The organism is Rhizobium sp. 01T444 (genome assembly GCF_056398305.1).
Genome location: NZ_JBFTPD010000032.1, coordinates 24,589 through 41,071, shown reverse-complemented (window position 1 = coordinate 41,071; position 16,483 = coordinate 24,589). Strand labels below are relative to the sequence as shown.

Annotated in this window: 16 protein-coding genes; 11 read left to right on the top strand and 5 right to left on the bottom strand. The window is 60.2% G+C overall.

Features of this window, described 5'->3' with window-relative positions:
* The first annotated feature begins 115 nt into the window (after window positions 1–115).
* Complete coding sequence (locus tag AC1DTN_RS30560) at window positions 116–502, top strand: hypothetical protein (RefSeq protein WP_439016463.1); 387 nt, start codon at window positions 116–118, stop codon at window positions 500–502.
* Window positions 503–572: 70 nt separating this feature from the next.
* Here AC1DTN_RS30560 and AC1DTN_RS30555 read toward each other — a convergent pair whose 3' ends face one another.
* Both AC1DTN_RS30555 and AC1DTN_RS30550 read right to left on the bottom strand, forming a co-directional pair.
* Window positions 573–2,960 (bottom strand): phosphoketolase family protein, encoded by a 2,388-nt coding sequence (locus AC1DTN_RS30555; RefSeq protein WP_442206372.1) that lies wholly within the window; start codon window positions 2,958–2,960, stop codon window positions 573–575.
* Window positions 2,961–3,032: 72 nt separating this feature from the next.
* Window positions 3,033–4,208 carry an acetate/propionate family kinase gene (locus AC1DTN_RS30550; RefSeq protein WP_442206371.1) on the bottom strand — a complete coding sequence of 392 codons (1,176 nt, stop codon included), beginning with the start codon at window positions 4,206–4,208 and terminating at the stop codon, window positions 3,033–3,035.
* 205 nt (window positions 4,209–4,413) lie between these two features.
* Between AC1DTN_RS30550 and AC1DTN_RS30545 the strand changes: the two genes are divergently transcribed.
* On the top strand, window positions 4,414–6,009 hold the full coding sequence (locus tag AC1DTN_RS30545; protein ID WP_442206370.1) for an inorganic phosphate transporter: 1,596 nt from the start codon (window positions 4,414–4,416) through the stop codon (window positions 6,007–6,009).
* Window positions 6,010–6,116: 107 nt separating this feature from the next.
* Here AC1DTN_RS30545 and AC1DTN_RS30540 read toward each other — a convergent pair whose 3' ends face one another.
* Entirely contained in the window at window positions 6,117–7,688 is a 1,572-nt protein-coding gene (locus AC1DTN_RS30540; protein WP_442206369.1) for a putative bifunctional diguanylate cyclase/phosphodiesterase, read from the bottom strand.
* A 201-nt stretch (window positions 7,689–7,889) separates the two neighbouring features.
* Here AC1DTN_RS30540 and AC1DTN_RS30535 point away from each other — a divergent pair, with 201 nt between their 5' ends.
* A complete protein-coding gene (locus tag AC1DTN_RS30535; protein WP_113323771.1) occupies window positions 7,890–8,132 on the top strand; it encodes a DUF6894 family protein in 243 nt (80 codons plus the stop codon).
* A gap of 60 nt (window positions 8,133–8,192) precedes the next feature.
* A complete protein-coding gene (locus AC1DTN_RS30530) occupies window positions 8,193–8,546 on the top strand; it encodes a hypothetical protein (protein WP_442206368.1) in 354 nt (117 codons plus the stop codon).
* A 553-nt stretch (window positions 8,547–9,099) separates the two neighbouring features.
* On the opposite strand, the gene AC1DTN_RS30525 is transcribed toward AC1DTN_RS30530, so the two are convergent.
* Window positions 9,100–9,645, bottom strand: coding sequence for a histidine phosphatase family protein (locus AC1DTN_RS30525; protein ID WP_442206367.1), 546 nt, complete (start codon window positions 9,643–9,645; stop codon window positions 9,100–9,102).
* A 230-nt stretch (window positions 9,646–9,875) separates the two neighbouring features.
* Here AC1DTN_RS30525 and AC1DTN_RS30520 point away from each other — a divergent pair, with 230 nt between their 5' ends.
* From AC1DTN_RS30520 to AC1DTN_RS30510, 3 genes are all read left to right on the top strand, one after another.
* Window positions 9,876–10,085 carry a CbtB domain-containing protein gene (locus tag AC1DTN_RS30520; RefSeq protein WP_113323767.1) on the top strand — a complete coding sequence of 70 codons (210 nt, stop codon included), beginning with the start codon at window positions 9,876–9,878 and terminating at the stop codon, window positions 10,083–10,085.
* A gap of 13 nt (window positions 10,086–10,098) precedes the next feature.
* Entirely contained in the window at window positions 10,099–10,833 is a 735-nt protein-coding gene (locus AC1DTN_RS30515) for a CbtA family protein (protein WP_439016454.1), read from the top strand.
* An 84-nt stretch (window positions 10,834–10,917) separates the two neighbouring features.
* A complete protein-coding gene (locus tag AC1DTN_RS30510) occupies window positions 10,918–11,520 on the top strand; it encodes a hypothetical protein (RefSeq protein ID WP_442206366.1) in 603 nt (200 codons plus the stop codon).
* On the opposite strand, the gene AC1DTN_RS30505 is transcribed toward AC1DTN_RS30510, so the two are convergent.
* Complete coding sequence (locus AC1DTN_RS30505) at window positions 11,505–12,167, bottom strand: sulfite oxidase-like oxidoreductase (protein WP_442206365.1); 663 nt, start codon at window positions 12,165–12,167, stop codon at window positions 11,505–11,507. The two genes, AC1DTN_RS30510 and AC1DTN_RS30505, sit on opposite strands and share 16 nt — an antisense overlap.
* A 65-nt stretch (window positions 12,168–12,232) precedes the next feature.
* On the opposite strand from AC1DTN_RS30505, the gene AC1DTN_RS30500 reads away from it, so the two are divergent.
* The 4 genes from AC1DTN_RS30500 (at window position 12,233) to AC1DTN_RS30485 (ending at window position 16,453) form a co-directional block, all read left to right on the top strand.
* Window positions 12,233–14,152, top strand: coding sequence for a sensor histidine kinase (locus AC1DTN_RS30500; protein WP_442206364.1), 1,920 nt, complete (start codon window positions 12,233–12,235; stop codon window positions 14,150–14,152).
* Entirely contained in the window at window positions 14,149–15,504 is a 1,356-nt protein-coding gene (locus AC1DTN_RS30495) for a sigma-54-dependent transcriptional regulator (RefSeq protein ID WP_439016450.1), read from the top strand. The genes AC1DTN_RS30500 and AC1DTN_RS30495 overlap by 4 nt, the downstream gene beginning before the upstream one ends.
* Before the next feature lie 122 nt (window positions 15,505–15,626).
* A complete protein-coding gene (locus tag AC1DTN_RS30490; protein WP_037072691.1) occupies window positions 15,627–15,950 on the top strand; it encodes an ArsR/SmtB family transcription factor in 324 nt (107 codons plus the stop codon).
* Between the two features lie 56 nt (window positions 15,951–16,006).
* Window positions 16,007–16,453, top strand: coding sequence for an SRPBCC family protein (locus AC1DTN_RS30485; protein WP_113323762.1), 447 nt, complete (start codon window positions 16,007–16,009; stop codon window positions 16,451–16,453).
* Window positions 16,454–16,483: the final 30 nt, after the last annotated feature.

The following is a 16,483-nucleotide window of genomic DNA, read 5'->3' as shown; positions in this document are numbered from 1 at the left end:
CAGGCCAGTCAAGAACGTCGACACCTTATCGCTGCCCGTATGGATCCAAAAACCGGCTTGATGGAACATCTTCCCTCCAATTTGGTTTCTTCCGCACAGATTGGAGGATCAAGCGATGACCCAATATGGTGACGACAAGAACCGAATCGTGGATGAGAATACCGGCATGCCACTTGGGCAGGCATCCTATGAAGAGGAGAAAGTGCTTGCCGATGAGCGGCGTAGCGTCTCGCTCTGGGGTGTGCTCGCAGCCGGCATTCTGGTCATTCTGATCGCTGCGGTGAGCTTTGCCATCTGGCCTGGTACGACCACAGAACCGGCTTCGACCGCATCCACAACGCCCAATGCGATCACCGGGCAGCCTTCGGGTGCCGGTACTTTAGACAACAATCCGGCGACCGGCTCCATCAAGCCGCTGGAGCCGACAGATCGCAACCCGACGCCTGATGGCAGCGGGCCGACGGGCGCGACTGCACCAAGCGGCACGCAGAACGGCCAGTAACTTCGCATCACGGCTGGGGAAGGGCCGCGCGGTTTCCGCGCGGCCCTTTTCATATCAGGGAGCATCCCTTTCAGGCTGCGGGCCATTTCCAGTTGCGCACGTCCGGCATGTCTTCACCATATTTGCGGACATAGGCATGATGCTCGACGAGCTTGGCCCTCAGGCTTTCCAGCACTTCAGGCACTTTCTCCTTCAGGCCCGGAACGCGCTCGATCGCCTCGATGGCGAGGTGGAAGCGGTCGAGTTCGTTGAGCACTGTCATGTCGAAGGGCGTGGTTGTCGTGCCCTCTTCGATGAAGCCGCGCACATGGATATTGCGGTGGTTGGTGCGCTTATAGGTCAGCCGGTGGATGAGGTAGGGATAGCCGTGATAGGCGAAGATCACCGGCCTGTCCTTCGTGAAGATTGCGTCGAAGGCCTCGTCCGTCAGGCCGTGCGGATGCTGATCCTGCGATTGCAGGGCGAGAAGGTCGACCACGTTGACAGTGCGGATCTTCAGCTCCGGAGTATGCCGATGCAGCAGATCGACGGCAGCGAGCGTCTCCATGGTCGGTACGTCGCCGGCGCAGGCCATGACGACATCGGGCGCGACCGTATCGTCCTCGTGGCTCGCCCAGTTCCAAATGCCGATGCCGGTTTCGCAGTGTTTCACCGCCTCGTCCATGGTCAGCCATTGTGGCTCTGGCTGCTTGCCGGCGACGATGACGTTGATGCGGTCGTAGGTCTTCAGGCAATGATCACCGACCCAGAGCAGGGTGTTGGCGTCCGGCGGCAGGTAAATACGGACGATATCGGCCTTCTTGTTGGCGACGAGATCGACGAAGCCGGGGTCCTGATGCGAGAAGCCGTTATGGTCCTGCCGCCAGACATGCGAGGTCAAGAGATAGTTGAGCGAGGAGATCGGCTTCCTCCACTCCAGTTCGCGGGTGACCTTCAGCCACTTGGCATGCTGGTTGAACATGGAATCGATGATGTGGATGAAGGCCTCGTAGCAGGAAAACAGGCCATGCCGGCCCGTCAACAGGTAGCCCTCCAGCCATCCCTGGCAAAGATGTTCGCTCAGTACTTCCATGACGCGGCCGTCGCTGGCGAGGCTCACGTCATAGGGTTCGATCTTCTCCATCCAGACGCGATCGGTGACTTCAAAGACGCTGCCGAGACGGTTTGATTCCGTTTCGTCGGGGCCGAAGATGCGAAAGTTCGCGTTGGCTTCATTGAGCTTCATCGTGTCGCGCAGGTAATGGCCGAGGATTTCGGTGGATTGCACCATCTCAGCCCCGCGTTTCTCCATCTTTACCTCATAGGTGCGGATATTGGGCGTGATCAGCTCCTTGCGCAGCAGACCACCATTGGCGTGCGGATTGGCACCCATACGGCGTTTGCCTGAGGGGGCCAGCGCCCGTAATTCAGGCTTCAGCGCGCCCGAGGTATCGAAGAGGTCTTCGGGATCGTAACCGCGCATCCAGTCTTCGAGGATTTTCCGGTGTCCGTCGTTCTCTCGGCAATTGGAAACCGGCACCTGATGGGCGCGCCAGAAGCCCTCAACCTTCTTGCCGTCCACTTCCTTCGGGCCGGTCCAGCCCTTGGGGCTGCGCAGCACGATCATCGGCCAGCGCGGGCAGGCCTGCGGAGCCTTGCCGTCGCGTGCCTGTTTCTGAATTGCTCGAATGCGGTCGAAGATCTTGTCGAAGGTGGCGGCCATCTGCTGATGCATCTTTGCCGGCTCGTGGCCTTCGACGAAGAAGGGCTCATAACCATAGCCTTCGAACAAATGCGTCAGATCCTGGTCGCTCGCCCGGCCGAGGATGGTCGGATTGGCGATCTTGTAACCGTTGAGATGCAGGATCGGCAGGACGGCACCGTCGCGGGCGGGGTTCAGGAACTTGTTGGAATGCCAGCTTGCCGCCAGCGGCCCGGTCTCGGCTTCGCCGTCGCCGATGACGCAGGCGACGATCAAATCGGGATTATCGAAGGCTGCGCCGTAGGCATGGACGAGCGCATAGCCGAGTTCGCCGCCCTCATGGATGGAGCCGGGCGTTTCCGGCGCTGCATGGCTCGGGATGCCGCCGGGGAAGGAGAACTGGCGGAAGAGCTTGCGCATGCCGTCCTCGGTCTCGGCGATGTCGGGATAGATCTCGCTGTAGATGCCTTCGAGATAGGTATTGGCGACCATGCCCGGTCCGCCGTGGCCGGGACCGCACATATAGATGACGTCGAGGTCGCGGGCACGGATGACGCGGTTCAGATGCGCATAGATGAAGTTGAGGCCGGGCGTGGTGCCCCAGTGGCCGAGCAGGCGGGGCTTGATGTGTTCCGGCTTCAGGGGCTGGCGCAGGAGAGGATTGGACAGGAGATAGATCTGGCCGACCGAGAGATAGTTGGCGGCACGCCAGTAGCGGTCGATGAGTGTGAGTTCGGCGTCTGACAGAACTGCTGGAGTCGAGACATGCTTTTCCATGGATTTCTCCGGTTTAAACTTGTTCAACGTCAATTCTAGCGGCTGGCGCTGGCGTGCATTTGATCTGGATCATCAGGAGCGAAGAATAGAGAGCGTTTCCTGCGCGATGATCTGTTCCTCGTCGGTGGCAATGACATGCGCCGTTATGCGGCTTGCGGGTGTCGTGATCGTGAAGCCGTTGGCGGCATTCGCCTTTTCATCGACTGCGAGGCCGAGCCAACCCAGACGCTGGAGGACTGCTGCGCGGATCTGCGGCTGATGCTCGCCGATGCCGGCCGTAAAGACGATGGCGTCGAGCCCGCCGAGCGTCACCGACATGCGGCCGATCTCGCCTGCGATGCGCAATGTGAAGAGGTCGAGCGCCTCCTGGGCTTCTGCGCGGTCATCCTCGAGAAGATCGCGGGTATCGGCATTGATGCTGGAGACGCCGAGCAGGCCGGAGCGATGGTAGAGCAGATCTTCCACCTGATCGGCGGACTGCTTCCTCTGCTGCAGCAGATGCAAGATCACGCCGGGATCGAGCCAGCCGGGCCTTGTGGCCATGGGAATGCCGTCCAGCGTGGAAAAGCCCATGCTGCAATCGCGACTGATGCCCTGTTCCAGAGCGCAGAGGCTTGCGCCGCTTCCGAGATGGGCGGCGACGATTTTCGCTTTGTTCGACAGCCTGCGGCTTACCTCCCCTGCGATGAATTTGTAGGAGAGGCCATGAAAGCCGTAGCGCTTGATGCCCTCGTCATGAAGCGCGCGGGGGATGGCGAAGCGGCGGACGAGATCGGTCTGCGTGGCGTGAAAAGCGGTATCGAAGGAGGCCGTCTGGGTCAGATGCGGCTTCAGGTGCTTCAGTGCCCGGATGAAGCGAAGCGCCTGCGGCTGATGAAGGGGTGCGAGCGGCGTGAGCGCGTCCACCGCCGCGATTGCGGCATCATCGAGCGCGGTTGCCGCGGTAAAACGGTCGCCGCCATGGACGACGCGGTGGCCGGCAGCGCGGACGTCACCGATATCGAAATGCTCCGAGAGCAGTTTGAACGTTTCGTCGATGACGGCGTGCAGATCGTCTGTCAGTTCCGCTTTCAGCGGTGTATCAAATGCCTGCGGACCTTCCGTCAGCTTGAAGGCGAGTGGGTTGGAGCGGAAGTCGATCACGCCCTTGCCGATGCGGCGCACCTTTGCATCCTCGATTGCGAAGATGCCGATCTTCACCGTCGATGAGCCGGCATTGAAGGTCAGGAGAAGGTCGGTCGACGGCATTTTGCTTGATGCTCCCCTGCGAGCGTGACGGTGACGAACTTAGCGTCATCGTGCCGGGTGGGAAGTCTTTTGCGTCCCGGCAGGCAATTTTTGGTTGCTGATTTCGGTTCCGGATCCGGATGGCGGGAATGGTCGCGTCATGAGAGCTTCACGCTAGGGATTTATTAACAAACGGCAATTTGCAAATGGAACAAGGAACTATGCCATGGCCGACATTGCCCCCAGCCATAGCGACGCTTCCCATCCGCTGCATCATTCGAACTCCGCCGGCAAATGGTTCCTGCCGGTGTTCGGGCTCGTTGTGGTCTGCGGTCTCGGATATGTCGGCTATGCCCTCGCCCGTGATCTGACTGCCGCAGTTGCCGTTCCCTGGCTGCTTCTCGGCCTTGCGCTGCTGATCGCGCTCGGCTTCGAGTTCGTCAACGGTTTCCACGATACGGCCAATGCCGTGGCGACCGTTATCTATACGCGCTCCATGCCGGCGGAATTTGCCGTCATCTGGTCGGGCTTCTTCAATTTTCTCGGTGTCTTGACGTCGACGGGCGCCGTCGCCTTCGGCATCCTGGCCTTGTTACCGGTCGAGCTCATCCTGCAGGTCGGCTCCGGCTCGGGTCTGGCCATGGTCTTCGCTCTATTGATAGCAGCGATTGTCTGGAACCTTGGTACCTGGTATCTCGGCCTGCCGTCATCGAGCTCGCATACGCTGGTCGGCTCGATCATCGGTGTCGGCCTCGCCAACCAGTTCCTGGCGCCGGCAGGCTCGGCCACCAGCGGTGTGGACTGGTCGCAGGCGACCAACATTGGCCTGTCACTCCTGATTTCGCCAATCATCGGTTTCGGCCTTTCGGCCATCCTGCTCGTCGTTATGAAGTTCCTGGTGCGCAAACCCGAGCTCTATCAGGAGCCGAAGGGCAACCAGCCGCCGCCGTTATGGATCCGCGCCATCCTGATCTTCACCTGCACGGGCGTCAGCTTCGCCCATGGCTCGAATGACGGCCAGAAGGGCATGGGTCTCATCATGCTCATCCTGATCGGCCTGGTGCCGACCGCCTTCGCGCTGAACCGCACGCCTGACGTCAACTATCTCGAAGCCTACAAGTCGGCTTCGGCGCAGGTAGAAACGGCGCTCGGCAAGTATGTAAAGCCGGGCGTGACAGTTACCGACTACAAGGCGGAAGTCGGCAATGCCGTCAAGAACAAGGTTTGGACGGACGCGACCACGCCGGCGCTGCAGCAGTATATCCATCAGACGAGCGCCGAAGTCGCCGCTTTCCCGACGCTGGAAGCCGTTCCGACCAATCTCGTCAGCAACGTCCGCAACGACATTTACCTGATCGGCGAGGCGCTGAAGCTCATCGACAAGCAGAAGCTGCTGCCGATGGATGCCAGCGATCTCAAGGCCGTCACCGGCTATCATGCGGCGGTGGACAATGCGACGAAGTTCATCCCCTTGTGGGTGAAGGTCGCCGTTGCGCTGGCGCTCGGCCTCGGCACGATGGTCGGCTGGAAGCGCATCGTCGTGACGGTTGGTGAGAAGATCGGCAAAACGCACCTGACATACGGCCAGGGTGCCGCCGCGGAAGTCGTCGCCATGGTGACGATCGCCTCGGCCGACCATCTCGGCCTGCCGGTTTCGACCACGCATGTTCTGTCTTCCGGTGTGGCGGGCACGATGGCTGCGAACGGCTCGGGCCTGCAATGGTCCACCGTGCGCAACATGCTCATGGCCTGGGTGCTGACGCTGCCGGCCTCGATCGCGATCGCCTTCCTGCTGTTCGTGATCCTGCGGCAAGTCTTCTAGTTTAAAGCATTTCCGTTTTTCTTCGAAACACGGAAATGCTTTATCTCTTTGTTTTCACGCAATTCCGGACGCAAAACCGCTTCACACTTTTGCTGGAATTGCTTTATTCAGGCCGTAGAGGCCAGATTGGTATTCTGGCTTTCGATGAAGATGCCCGCCTCCGCGGCGGGCATCGCCTTGCCGAAGAGATAGCCCTGACCGATGTCGCAGCCAAGCTGCAGCAGATAGGCGAGCTGGGCGTGCTCCTCGACGCCTTCAGCCGTTGTCTTGATGTTGAGGCTTCTTCCGAGAGCGAGCATGGCGCGGACGATCTTTTCCTGCTTCTCGTCCTCCCGGCAGGTGGCGATGAAACTCTTGTCGATCTTGATTTTGTCGAAGCGATAACGGGCAAGCTGAGCAAGGCTCGAATAGCCCGTGCCGAAATCATCGAGCGCGATCTGTACGCCCGCTTTATGCAACTCATCGAGAATATGGGCCGCGATCGCCGGATCCTGGACCAGCGCGTTTTCGGTGATTTCAACTTCCAGTCGCCTGGCGGGCAGGCGGCTTGCAGCGAGCACTTTGAAGATGCGCGAGGGAAGGAGTTTATCCTCCATCTGGACGGGTGACACGTTGAAGGAAAGCCTTACATCGTCAGGCCAGGCGAGGGCATCGCTGCAGGCCTGGGTGAGAAGGTTTTCGAACAGTTCGGTGATCATGCCAGTTTCTTCGGCGATGCCGATGAAGACCGGAGGCGGAATATTCATGCCGTCTTCGTCGGTCCATCGGGCCAGCGCCTCGAAGCCGCAGAGCCTGCCGCTCCTGAGATCGATCAGCGGCTGATAGTAGGTCTTGATCGCCTTGTTCTGAATGGCGCCGCGCAGCTTGGTTTCGAGCGATGCGCGTTCCGTCACCTTGTCCTGCATGGACGTTTCGAAGATCAGTTGATGATTAGGACCGCGCGATTTCGCCTCGTACATGGCAAGGTCGGCGCGGTGAGCGGCATCCTCCAGCGGCTCTGCGCCTTCGCTCCAGCGGTCGTAGCCCACGCTGGCGCCGACCTCTACGGCAAAACCATCGATCAGGATGGGGCGGGTAACCGCCTGGATGAGCACTTTGGCAAACCATTCCTCCCGCGCCGCGGTCATGCCGAGGGCGATGATGATGAATTCATCCCCGCCGAAACGGTAGACGCAGTCGGCATTGCCCAAGGCGCAAATGCGCTTGGCCACTTCCACCAGCAGAACGTCGCCGCCCTTGTGGCCGACGAGGTCGTTGACCTTCTTGAAGCCGTCGAGATCGACGGAGAAGATCGTGACGTTGCTCTTGGCCTCTTCGGGAAGATTGCCGTCCTTATCGGCGGGCTTGGGCAGGATCTTGCGTTCGAAGGCGTAGCGGTTCGGAAGCTTGGTCAGATGATCGTGGGTGGCGGTCCAGTCGGCGCGCGCCTGGGCGGAGTCGCGAAGCTGCATCTCCTTGCGAAGGTCGGCAATGCGCAACACGGAATAGATGAAGCTCATCGCGCCGGCGATGCCGAGGGCCAGCACGAACTTATCGGCACCGTAATTCTCGAAGGTGCTCATGAAGGAAACGAGCCAGCTATCGACATCCAGCAGGGTGGCCGAAATCCACAGCACTGCACCGAGCGCCATGATCGTCAGACATTGCCTTCCCGCCCTGCTCCCGAAGAATTCCGGCATGAGCTTCTCCATCTCCACCCGGGCGGAAATATCATGAAAGTCTGAAATGTTTATTGAAACCTGAAGGCGAATTGTTGGAGGCCATGCCATGCATTCGGTAGCACTTTCATCGGAAGCGAGTGTGCGGAACACCGAATTTTACCGGCGATTTGAAACCTTTGGCCGCTTGCCGCTTTATGCTTTCGCAACGGATGCAGGCAGATGTCCCTCTTCTATTTCAAGACCATAGACAATGACGGCACGGTTCCCGGCGATCTGCCGTTCGAATTTCCCGATCTTTTCGCCGCCGTGGAAGAGGCAAAGCATGTGCTGGCCGAAATGGCGCTCGACGGTTTGCCGCAATGGCCGGGCGGATCGCTGGGCATAGAAGTGCAGAACGGTGATCATTCTCCGATCGTGCGACTGCGGCTGGAACTGAAAGTGGATTACATCCGGCCGGCCTGAGCGGAACCAATATTGCGTCGAAGCCGTTTTCCGGGAGCATTCACGAGAGAGGACAATCTCATGCAAGTTGTCGGCACCCAGGTCATCCCCGCCTATGGCGGCAAAGGCGGTTTCACGGTCGAGTTCGTGGGCGACGGCGGCGAAGTCGTCTCCGTGCAGATCAAGAACGACCCCGGCCAGCAATTGAACCGGCTGAATGCGGTCGAAAAGGCGAGGGAAGTGATGAGCCGTTTTGCCACGGCGAAGATCCGGGACGACGATGATGGTCGACCCAGCGTGCTCCGGAGTGCCCGTGCGGCGGGTGACAAGGGAACGATGGAAGAGCAGCTTGACGAAGGGCTGGAAGGCACCTTCCCCGCCAGCGATCCAGTCTCGGTCACCAACACCGCGATCCCTAAGGGAAGCAAACACTAATCTACCCTTTTATGGCCCGCTATGCCTGAAAGCACCCCGCGATCATCGGCTTGATCGTGGGGCGCTTTTACCGCCGCTCGGCGTGCTGATCCTGATGGAAATTATCGGAGCGCCGCTCTGGTTGGTGCGGAAATGTGGCGCGGATACGTCGCGTGCGCAGTGCGGCAGCCGATCTGCTTTCCACCCTGCAGGATGCCGAGACTTGTCCGCGTTGCTTCTTGCTAACCCTCGGCCAACTCGGTCTGTTCGTCGCTGTCATTCAGATTCCGCAATAGATTGGCAAAGAGAAAGGCGAGCAGCCGTAGCACGCTCGCCTTTGACGTGCTCTGACAGTTCAGACGACGTTGATCAGCAATGGCAGGCTGATCATGACGCCGACGAAAACGGCGACAACAGTTGCGACACGCACGATGCGAATACGCCGCGTACGCTCCCCACTCCAGTCATAGGTCATTTTTCGTCTCCTCGGGGAAGGACGTAGAGCCCGGGTTCCGGGTTCAATATGTATGACTGCGTTTGCTTGTGTAAGACTGGACTAATTTACGAGGACTATTCAGAAACGCAGCGACCAGCGGCGGCCGTCATGCGTCATGCGCACTATCCCAAGTGGCTGGACATCGATGGTCCAGAAAGATGCGGGTGGCGCTTTCAGCACGTTCAGGATCGCGGCGCGGATGACGGCTGCGTGGGTGACCGCGATGATATGGCCGCCGAGCGGCATCTCCTCGTTCATCCAGCCGGCGATGCGTTTGCCAAGCTGTTGCAGGCTCTCGCCCTCATGCGGGGTCGCTTCGGGATCGGACATCCAGAGCGCAAGATTTTCAGGCTCCTCGGCGTGGAGACTGACCAACGGTTTGCCGACCCAGCAGCCGTAGTCACAATCCCTGAGGGACGGGGCAACGGTCGCGTCGAAGCCCAGCATTTCGGCGGTCTGTCTGGCGCGTAGGGCCGGGCTTGTGAAAACCCTATCCGCCCGTCCCGGCGCCGGTAGCGTGGTATCGCTCAGCACCTTTTCCTCCAGCGGTTCGTCCGCCGGAAAGGAGGCGGTACGATTGGCTGCTGTCGCGCCGTGGCAGATCCATGTGAGGCGGGTGGTCACGTCTTTCGCGCCTTGCGGAGATGGGGCGGGATGGCCGCCGCCCGCATATGAAGTTTCGTTGACAGTGTCTTTGGCGTGCAGATATAACCGTGACGTTGCGGGTTTGGAAGCCGGTGAGAGTCCGGCGCGGTCGCGCCACTGTGACCAGCGTGTCGAAATTCTTCGCGTTGGAAGTCAGACCTAACTGCACGCAAGATTCTCGACTGAACGCGTCATTCCAGGAGGAATACATGTCTGACACCACTTTCGCGCCCGTCGCGTCACCCGCCCCAATTCCCGTAGGCCAGATTCTGCCATGGGCGATCTTCGGCGGCCTGCTGATGCTGATCGCCATCTATTTCGTTGGCACCGAAGAAGGCGCGATGGCGCTCTTCAACGGCATGTATGTGCACGAATTCGTGCATGACGCCCGTCACCTCCTCGGCTTCCCCTGCCACTAAGGGAGTGCCTCACATGGTTGGAAATCTTCTGCTTCGCGGCATGATCGCGGGCCTGATTGCTGGCATCCTGGTTTTTGCCTTTGCACGCGTCTTTGGTGAGCCGCTGGTCGATGCGGCGATTGCCTTTGAAGAGGCTACATCGCAGGCGGCCGGTGCCGCAGCCGAACCGGAAATCGTCAGCCGCGCCACCCAGGCGGGGCCTGGGCTCTTTATCGGTGTCATGGCCTATAGCGTTGCCATTGGCGGGCTGTTTGCGCTTGTCTTCGCCTTCGTGCACGGCCGCTTCAGCAGCCTTTCGGCACGCGGCACCTCGGCCGTTATCGCAATCGCAGCTTTCGTCGCCATCGTCATCGTTCCGGCTATCAAATATCCGGCCAATCCGCCGGCTGTCGGCAACTCGGATACGATCGGCGTGCGCACAGAGCTGTTCTTCCTGATGATTGTCGTCTCGGTTGCTTCGCTGATCGCGGCCGTCGCAATTGCCCGCAGCCTGAGAGCGCGCTACGGCTTATGGAACGCGGCGGTCGTTGCGGGTATTCTCTTCGTCGTCTTCATCGGTCTGGTGGAATATCTGCTGCCTCCGATCAATGAAGTGCCGGAGAATTTCTCGGCGATGGTGCTATGGCGCTTCCGCACGACCACGCTCGGCATGCATATGATCCTCTGGTTAGTGCTCGGTCTCGCTTTCGGCGCGCTGGCGGAGAAGCGCCTCGGGGCGAAGAGCGGGTTGCGTCCGGCCTATCGATAAGGGTCGGGAGAGGGGGCTTGCCGCTCCCTCTTTCCTTGCAAAACCTATCGGCTCTTGGCTGCTGCGTCGGGACGTTGGACTATTGTGAAAAACGGATTCAATCTCCTTTGTTTCGGCCTTGCCCTGTTGATCGCTGGTAGCGCATCCGCGCATGGAGGCGGCGAGGGCAGCCGTGCCGGCCTGCCGGTGCCCGAAATATCTCACGGGGAAATGGCTGTGATTGCCGACTATCGCGGCCGTATCATGGATCTCGCCGCAAGCGCGGTCGATACGAACGAACCTTTCCGGCGTGTCCTGAACTATGCCGAAATCCAGTATTCCTACTGTCTCTGGGGTCGGATGCCCGGTAGCGTGACGGATGAGGAAAGTCCGTTCAACGAATGCGCCCATGCCTATCTCGCCGCGACCAAGGCGGTGCTGCTCGCCATGCGCGACATGCCACAGGAGGCGGTAGTGGCCGGTGAAATCGCATCGGCTGTCGATGTCGATATGGTTAGGCGCGGGCTCTCGCTTGTGACCTGCCGCTTCAGTGGCGAGGGTTTCAACACGGCCGATGTCGTACGCCCGCGCTGGAGCGAAATTCCGCTGCATCCAGCGAGCATGGCCTCACTCACCGGATTTGCAGCGATCCTCGCCGCGGGGTTCTTTGTTCTCAGGCGGCTTCTTCGGATTCAGTCCTCGGAATAGCGCTGCTCGCGCCACGGATCACCATACATATGGTAGCCGTTCTTTTCCCAGAAGCCGGCCTTGTCGGCCGGCAACAGATCGATGCGGCGCAGCCATTTGGCGCTTTTCCAGAAATAGAGATGCGGTACGACGAGACGCATAGGTCCGCCGTGATCGCGGGTGAGCGGCAGGCCTTCCCATGAGGTGGCGAGAATGGCGTCTTCGGCGGCGAAATCGGATAGCGGCAGGTTGGTCGTGTAGCCGTCATAGCTTGTCAGCATGACGTAACAGGCTTCGGCTTTCGGCATGGCGAGATCAAGCAGGTCTCGGGTCGAAACACCCTTCCACTTGTTGTCGTAGCGCGACCATGTTGTGACACAATGGATGTCGGTGATCATTGTGCTCTGTTCCAGCGCCTGGAAGGCGGCCCAACTAAGGTCGAGCGGTGTCTCGACCAGACCGTGAACTTCCAGCCGCCAGCTATCAATGGAAATGATCGGCTGCTGGCCGAGGTCGAGCACCGGCCAGTTCTTGACCAGATGCTGGCCCGGCGGCAGGCGCTCGGTTTCCGGACGGCTGATGCGGCCGGTCAGGAATTTTCCCTCCACCGCCCAGCGGCGCTTGGACGTCGTGAGCTTGCTGTCTTCCGGGATCTGGTCATCGCTCATAGCGGTCTCCTTGCGGTGCAGCAATCAGACATCCGCGCCTGATAAGTGTCAAGTTTCGGCGCCTCTTGGAAATCTCCACCGCGCTCATTACACTTGAAGCCGTCGGGTTATGCCTCCACGGGGAGCGGAGGCGGAAAGGGAGGAGCGAGACGCTGTCTTCGCGCTATCGTGTCATTGCGGCGCTCTGCGCCGCACCCTTGCTGATTTTCGCTTTCTTCTATTACGGGAGCGCGGTCGCTACGCGCGCCTATATGGGCGAGGCTTCGGCGCAGGCCGGCACGGCACTCCGGCTTGCGGCCTCGGCACTGAGTGGCCATCTCAGCCGCTACGAGGCGTTGCCGGCGCTGATCGCCGATCATGACGATGTCAAGGAGCTGGTGAGTCGGCCGGATGATCGCTCGCTGCGCGACAATGCCAATCTCTACCTCAAGGAAATCAACGGGCTGCTGAAATCATCCGATATTTATGTCGTGCGTCCGGATGGCGAGACGATCGCCGCCAGCAATTATGATGGCCCCGGCAGTTTCATCGGTGAGAACTTCAGCTATCGCCCCTATTTCCAGGAGGCGATCGGCGGGCATCAGGCCCGCTTCTATGCCCTCGGTACGACCTCGCTGAAGCGCGGCTATTATTTCTCTTCGCCGATCTGGGTGGATGGCGAAATCCGCGGCGTCATTGTCTTCAAGGTCGATATCGACGTAATCGAATCCTCCTGGAGCGGCGGCGAGTACCGCATCTTCGTCTCCGATCCCGAGGGCATCATCTTCATGTCCGACAGTCCGGACTGGCTCTATGGGGCGATCCTGCCGCTGAGTTCGGATCGGGTGGCGCGCACCGAGGCATCGCGACGTTATGCCAATGCGAAACTGGTCGAACTGCCGGTCATCCGTCATCGCTTCGAAGATCATGACCTGATGACGCTCGCCAGCGATCGCGGGCAAAGCGAATATCTCGTGCTCTCGCACTACATGCCGGCCGAGGACTGGACGGTGAACGTGCTGATGGACACGAGCTCCATCCGGGCGCAGGCCCGTACCGCGCTGGTCGTCGTCTTCCTCATTCTCTGCATTGCCGCTCTGACATTTGCCATTCTTCGGCAAAGACGCATGCGGCTTGCTGAGCGCCTGCAGTTGCAGGCCGAGGCGCGGAACGAGCTGGAGCGACGGGTTGATGAGCGTACGGCTGATCTTGCCTGCGTCAACAGCCGCATCGAGGAGGAGATTGCCGAGCGACGCCTGACCGAACAGCAGCTGCGCCAGACACAGGCCGATCTCATCCAGGCGGGCAAGCTTGCCGGTCTAGGTCAGATGTCGGCAGCACTTTCGCATGAGTTCAACCAGCCGCTTGCCGCCGCCAAGACCTATACGGACAGCGCCTCTGTCCTGCTCGAACGAGGCCGCACGGCCGAAGCGCAGGACAACATCCAGCGCATTGGCGGACTGATAGATCGCATGGCTTCCATCAGTCGGCATCTGCGCAATTTCGCGCGCAAACCCAATGAGAAGCTGGGGGCCGTCCCGCTCGATGAGGCGATCCGCGATACGCTCGAGATCGTCGCCTGGCGGCTCAAGGCTGCGGATGCCGATCTCCGGCTGCATCTCGGGGGGCGGCCGCCGGTGGTCAAGGCTGGCTCGGTGCGACTGCAGCAGGTGCTGGTCAATGTGATCTCGAATGCGGCTGATGCCGTGGAGGGGCTCGAGGACCGGCGCATCGAGGTTTCGGCGTCCAAAGAGGCCGGCAGGGTAATCCTGACCGTGCGTGATCATGGGCCTGGTGTGCCGGCGGCGATTGCCGAGCGCATCTTCGATCCCTTCTTCACCACCAAAGGGGTGGGCAAGGGGCTCGGGCTGGGGCTTTCCATCTCCTACAACATCATCAAGGATTTTGGCGGCAGCCTGACCGTCTCCAACCATCCGGAGGGTGGAGCCGTGTTCCGTATCGAGCTTTCCGCGGCAGCTGGCATGATGCCGGAGGCGGCGGAATGAACGAACAGAAGATATTGCTCGTCGACGACGAAGAGGAACTGCGCCGCTCGACGGCGCAGGCGCTGGAACTGTCCGGCTTCAGCGTCGAGACCTTTTCCAATGCCGACCACGTGCTGGAACTGATCGGCTACAGTTTTCCCGGTGTCGTCGTTACCGATATCCGCATGCCGGGCATGGACGGCATGACGTTGATGCAGAAGATCCGCGAACTCGATACCGAAGTGCCGGTTATTCTCGTCACCGGCCACGGCGATGTACAGCTTGCCGTCAAGGCGATGCGCGAGGGCGCCTATGACTTCATCGAGAAGCCGTTTACGCCGCAGATGCTCGCCGGCGTCATCCGCCGCGCCATGGAGCGGCGCAGCCTCGTGTTGGAAAATCGGCTGCTGAAGGCGGTGGCCGGCAAGCGCGACGATATCGAGGCGCGCCTGCCGGGACGAACGCAGATCATGGTCGACCTGCGCTATCGCATCCGTGCGATCGGGGCGAGCGATGCCGACACGCTTATTGTCGGCGACACTGGTGCGGGCAAGGAAGTGGTGGCGCGGGCGCTGCACGATATCAGCGCGCGGGCAAGCCGGCCCTTCATCGCCATCAATTGCGCAGCACTTCCAGCAAACCTGATCGAGAGCGAGCTTTTCGGGCATGAGGCCGGCGCTTTTCCGGGGGCCGTGCGGCCGCGTTACGGCAAGTTCGAGCATGGGCGGGGCGGCACCATTCTGCTCGACGAGATCGGCTCCATGCCGTTTGATCTGCAGGCGAAGTTCCTGCGGGTGCTGCAGGAGAGAATGATTTCCCGCCTCGGATCGAATGAGACCGTACCGCTCGACGTGCGGTTCATCGCCACGAGCAAGGTCGATCTGGAAGCGGAAGTCGCTGGTGGCCGATTCCGCGCCGACCTCCTCTACCGCCTGAACGTCGCGACCATTCATGTGCCGTCGCTCTCACAACGCCGGGCCGATGTTCCGCTGCTCTTCATGCAGCTTGTCAGGGAGGCGGCCGCGCGTTACGGCAAGGACGACATGGCCGTGCCACCGGATGTGATTTCCGACATCGCGCAGCGCGACTGGCCGGGCAATGTCCGCGAATTGCGCAATGCGGCCGACCGCTTCGTGCTTGGTCTCGATGGCGGCGGCAGGCAGGCAGAGGTCGCGGGGCTTGCCGAGCGTGTCGCGGAATTCGAACGTGGCGTGATTGCAAGTGCGCTGGTCGCCCATGGCGGTAGCCTGAAGCCGGTCTATGAATCGCTCGGCATCTCACGCAAGACACTTTACGAGAAGATGCAGAAGTACGGCCTCGACAAGAAGCTGCTGGCCAACGACATGGCTGGTGAGATGCGCCGCGAGCTCTGATCCAATCCCGAATTTCTTGATGTGATCGTCTGTTTTCAGGCCTCGCTCGATTTATGCCTTGACAGGCAACCATTTGGTTGCCTATAAAATGACAACAGGCAACCAAATGGTTCCGTATTGACATGGATGAAGACGCGGTTTTTCGAGCTCTGGCGGATGGCAGCCGGCGACGTCTGCTGGATCGCCTGCATGCGCGCAATGGCCAGACGCTCGGCGAATTGTGTGAAGGGCTGGAGATGACGCGCCAGGCGGTGACGAAGCATCTCGGCATTCTCGAGGAAGCAAACCTTGTTTCCACGCGCCGGCAGGGGCGCGAGAAGCTGCATTACATCAATCCGGTTCCGATCAACGAGATCGCGGACCGTTGGATCAGCAAATTCGAGCGCCGTGCGTTAGAGGCGCTCTCCGATCTCAAGAAGAGCCTCGAAGGCAGCAAAGACGAATGAATCGTCCCGCCTGCCGGCGAGGGTGTGACCAAGCCTTGGCCAAAAGGAGTACCATCATGGCTGGCAGCGCATTCAATTACGTCACCTATATCCGCACTACACCGGAGCAGCTCTGGTCGGCACTCACGACATCGGAATTCATGAAGAAATTCTGGCTCGGCGTGCAATTCGAGACCGATTGGAAAGTCGGTTCTGCCTGGCAGATGAGCTATTCCGACGGAACCGTTACCGATACAGGCGAAATCCTCGAATTCGATCCGCCCAAGCGGCTTGTCCTGAAGTGGCATAATGAGTTCAGGCCGGAGCTCAAGGCTGAAGGGTTTTCCCGGTGCGTGATGGAGCTCGAGCCGGTCGGCGAGGCGGTCAAGCTGACGCTGACACATTCGATGCCGATAGAAGGTTCCAAATTCATCGGTGCCGTTTCCGGCGGATGGCCACAAATTCTCTCCAACCTCAAATCGCTGCTGGAAACGGGCGAGGTTGTTCTGCCGCCCAACCGGTGAAGGACCAGCGATGGGTGGATTTCCACCCAT

Coding starts and splice junctions, on each gene's coding strand:
- AC1DTN_RS30530 (WP_442206368.1), top strand. CDS start 8,193: ATGCAAGTTGTCGGCACCCAGGTCATCCCCGCCTATGGCGGCAAAGGC.
- AC1DTN_RS30550 (WP_442206371.1), bottom strand. CDS start 4,208: ATGCCGTCGACCGACCTTCTCCTGACCTTCAATGCCGGCTCATCGACG.
- AC1DTN_RS30560 (WP_439016463.1), top strand. CDS start 116: ATGACCCAATATGGTGACGACAAGAACCGAATCGTGGATGAGAATACC.
- AC1DTN_RS30535 (WP_113323771.1), top strand. CDS start 7,890: ATGTCCCTCTTCTATTTCAAGACCATAGACAATGACGGCACGGTTCCC.
- AC1DTN_RS30545 (WP_442206370.1), top strand. CDS start 4,414: ATGGCCGACATTGCCCCCAGCCATAGCGACGCTTCCCATCCGCTGCAT.
- AC1DTN_RS30505 (WP_442206365.1), bottom strand. CDS start 12,167: ATGAGCGATGACCAGATCCCGGAAGACAGCAAGCTCACGACGTCCAAG.
- AC1DTN_RS30555 (WP_442206372.1), bottom strand. CDS start 2,960: ATGGAAAAGCATGTCTCGACTCCAGCAGTTCTGTCAGACGCCGAACTC.
- AC1DTN_RS30520 (WP_113323767.1), top strand. CDS start 9,876: ATGTCTGACACCACTTTCGCGCCCGTCGCGTCACCCGCCCCAATTCCC.
- AC1DTN_RS30485 (WP_113323762.1), top strand. CDS start 16,007: ATGGCTGGCAGCGCATTCAATTACGTCACCTATATCCGCACTACACCG.
- AC1DTN_RS30490 (WP_037072691.1), top strand. CDS start 15,627: ATGGATGAAGACGCGGTTTTTCGAGCTCTGGCGGATGGCAGCCGGCGA.
- AC1DTN_RS30515 (WP_439016454.1), top strand. CDS start 10,099: ATGGTTGGAAATCTTCTGCTTCGCGGCATGATCGCGGGCCTGATTGCT.
- AC1DTN_RS30540 (WP_442206369.1), bottom strand. CDS start 7,688: ATGCCGGAATTCTTCGGGAGCAGGGCGGGAAGGCAATGTCTGACGATC.
- AC1DTN_RS30495 (WP_439016450.1), top strand. CDS start 14,149: ATGAACGAACAGAAGATATTGCTCGTCGACGACGAAGAGGAACTGCGC.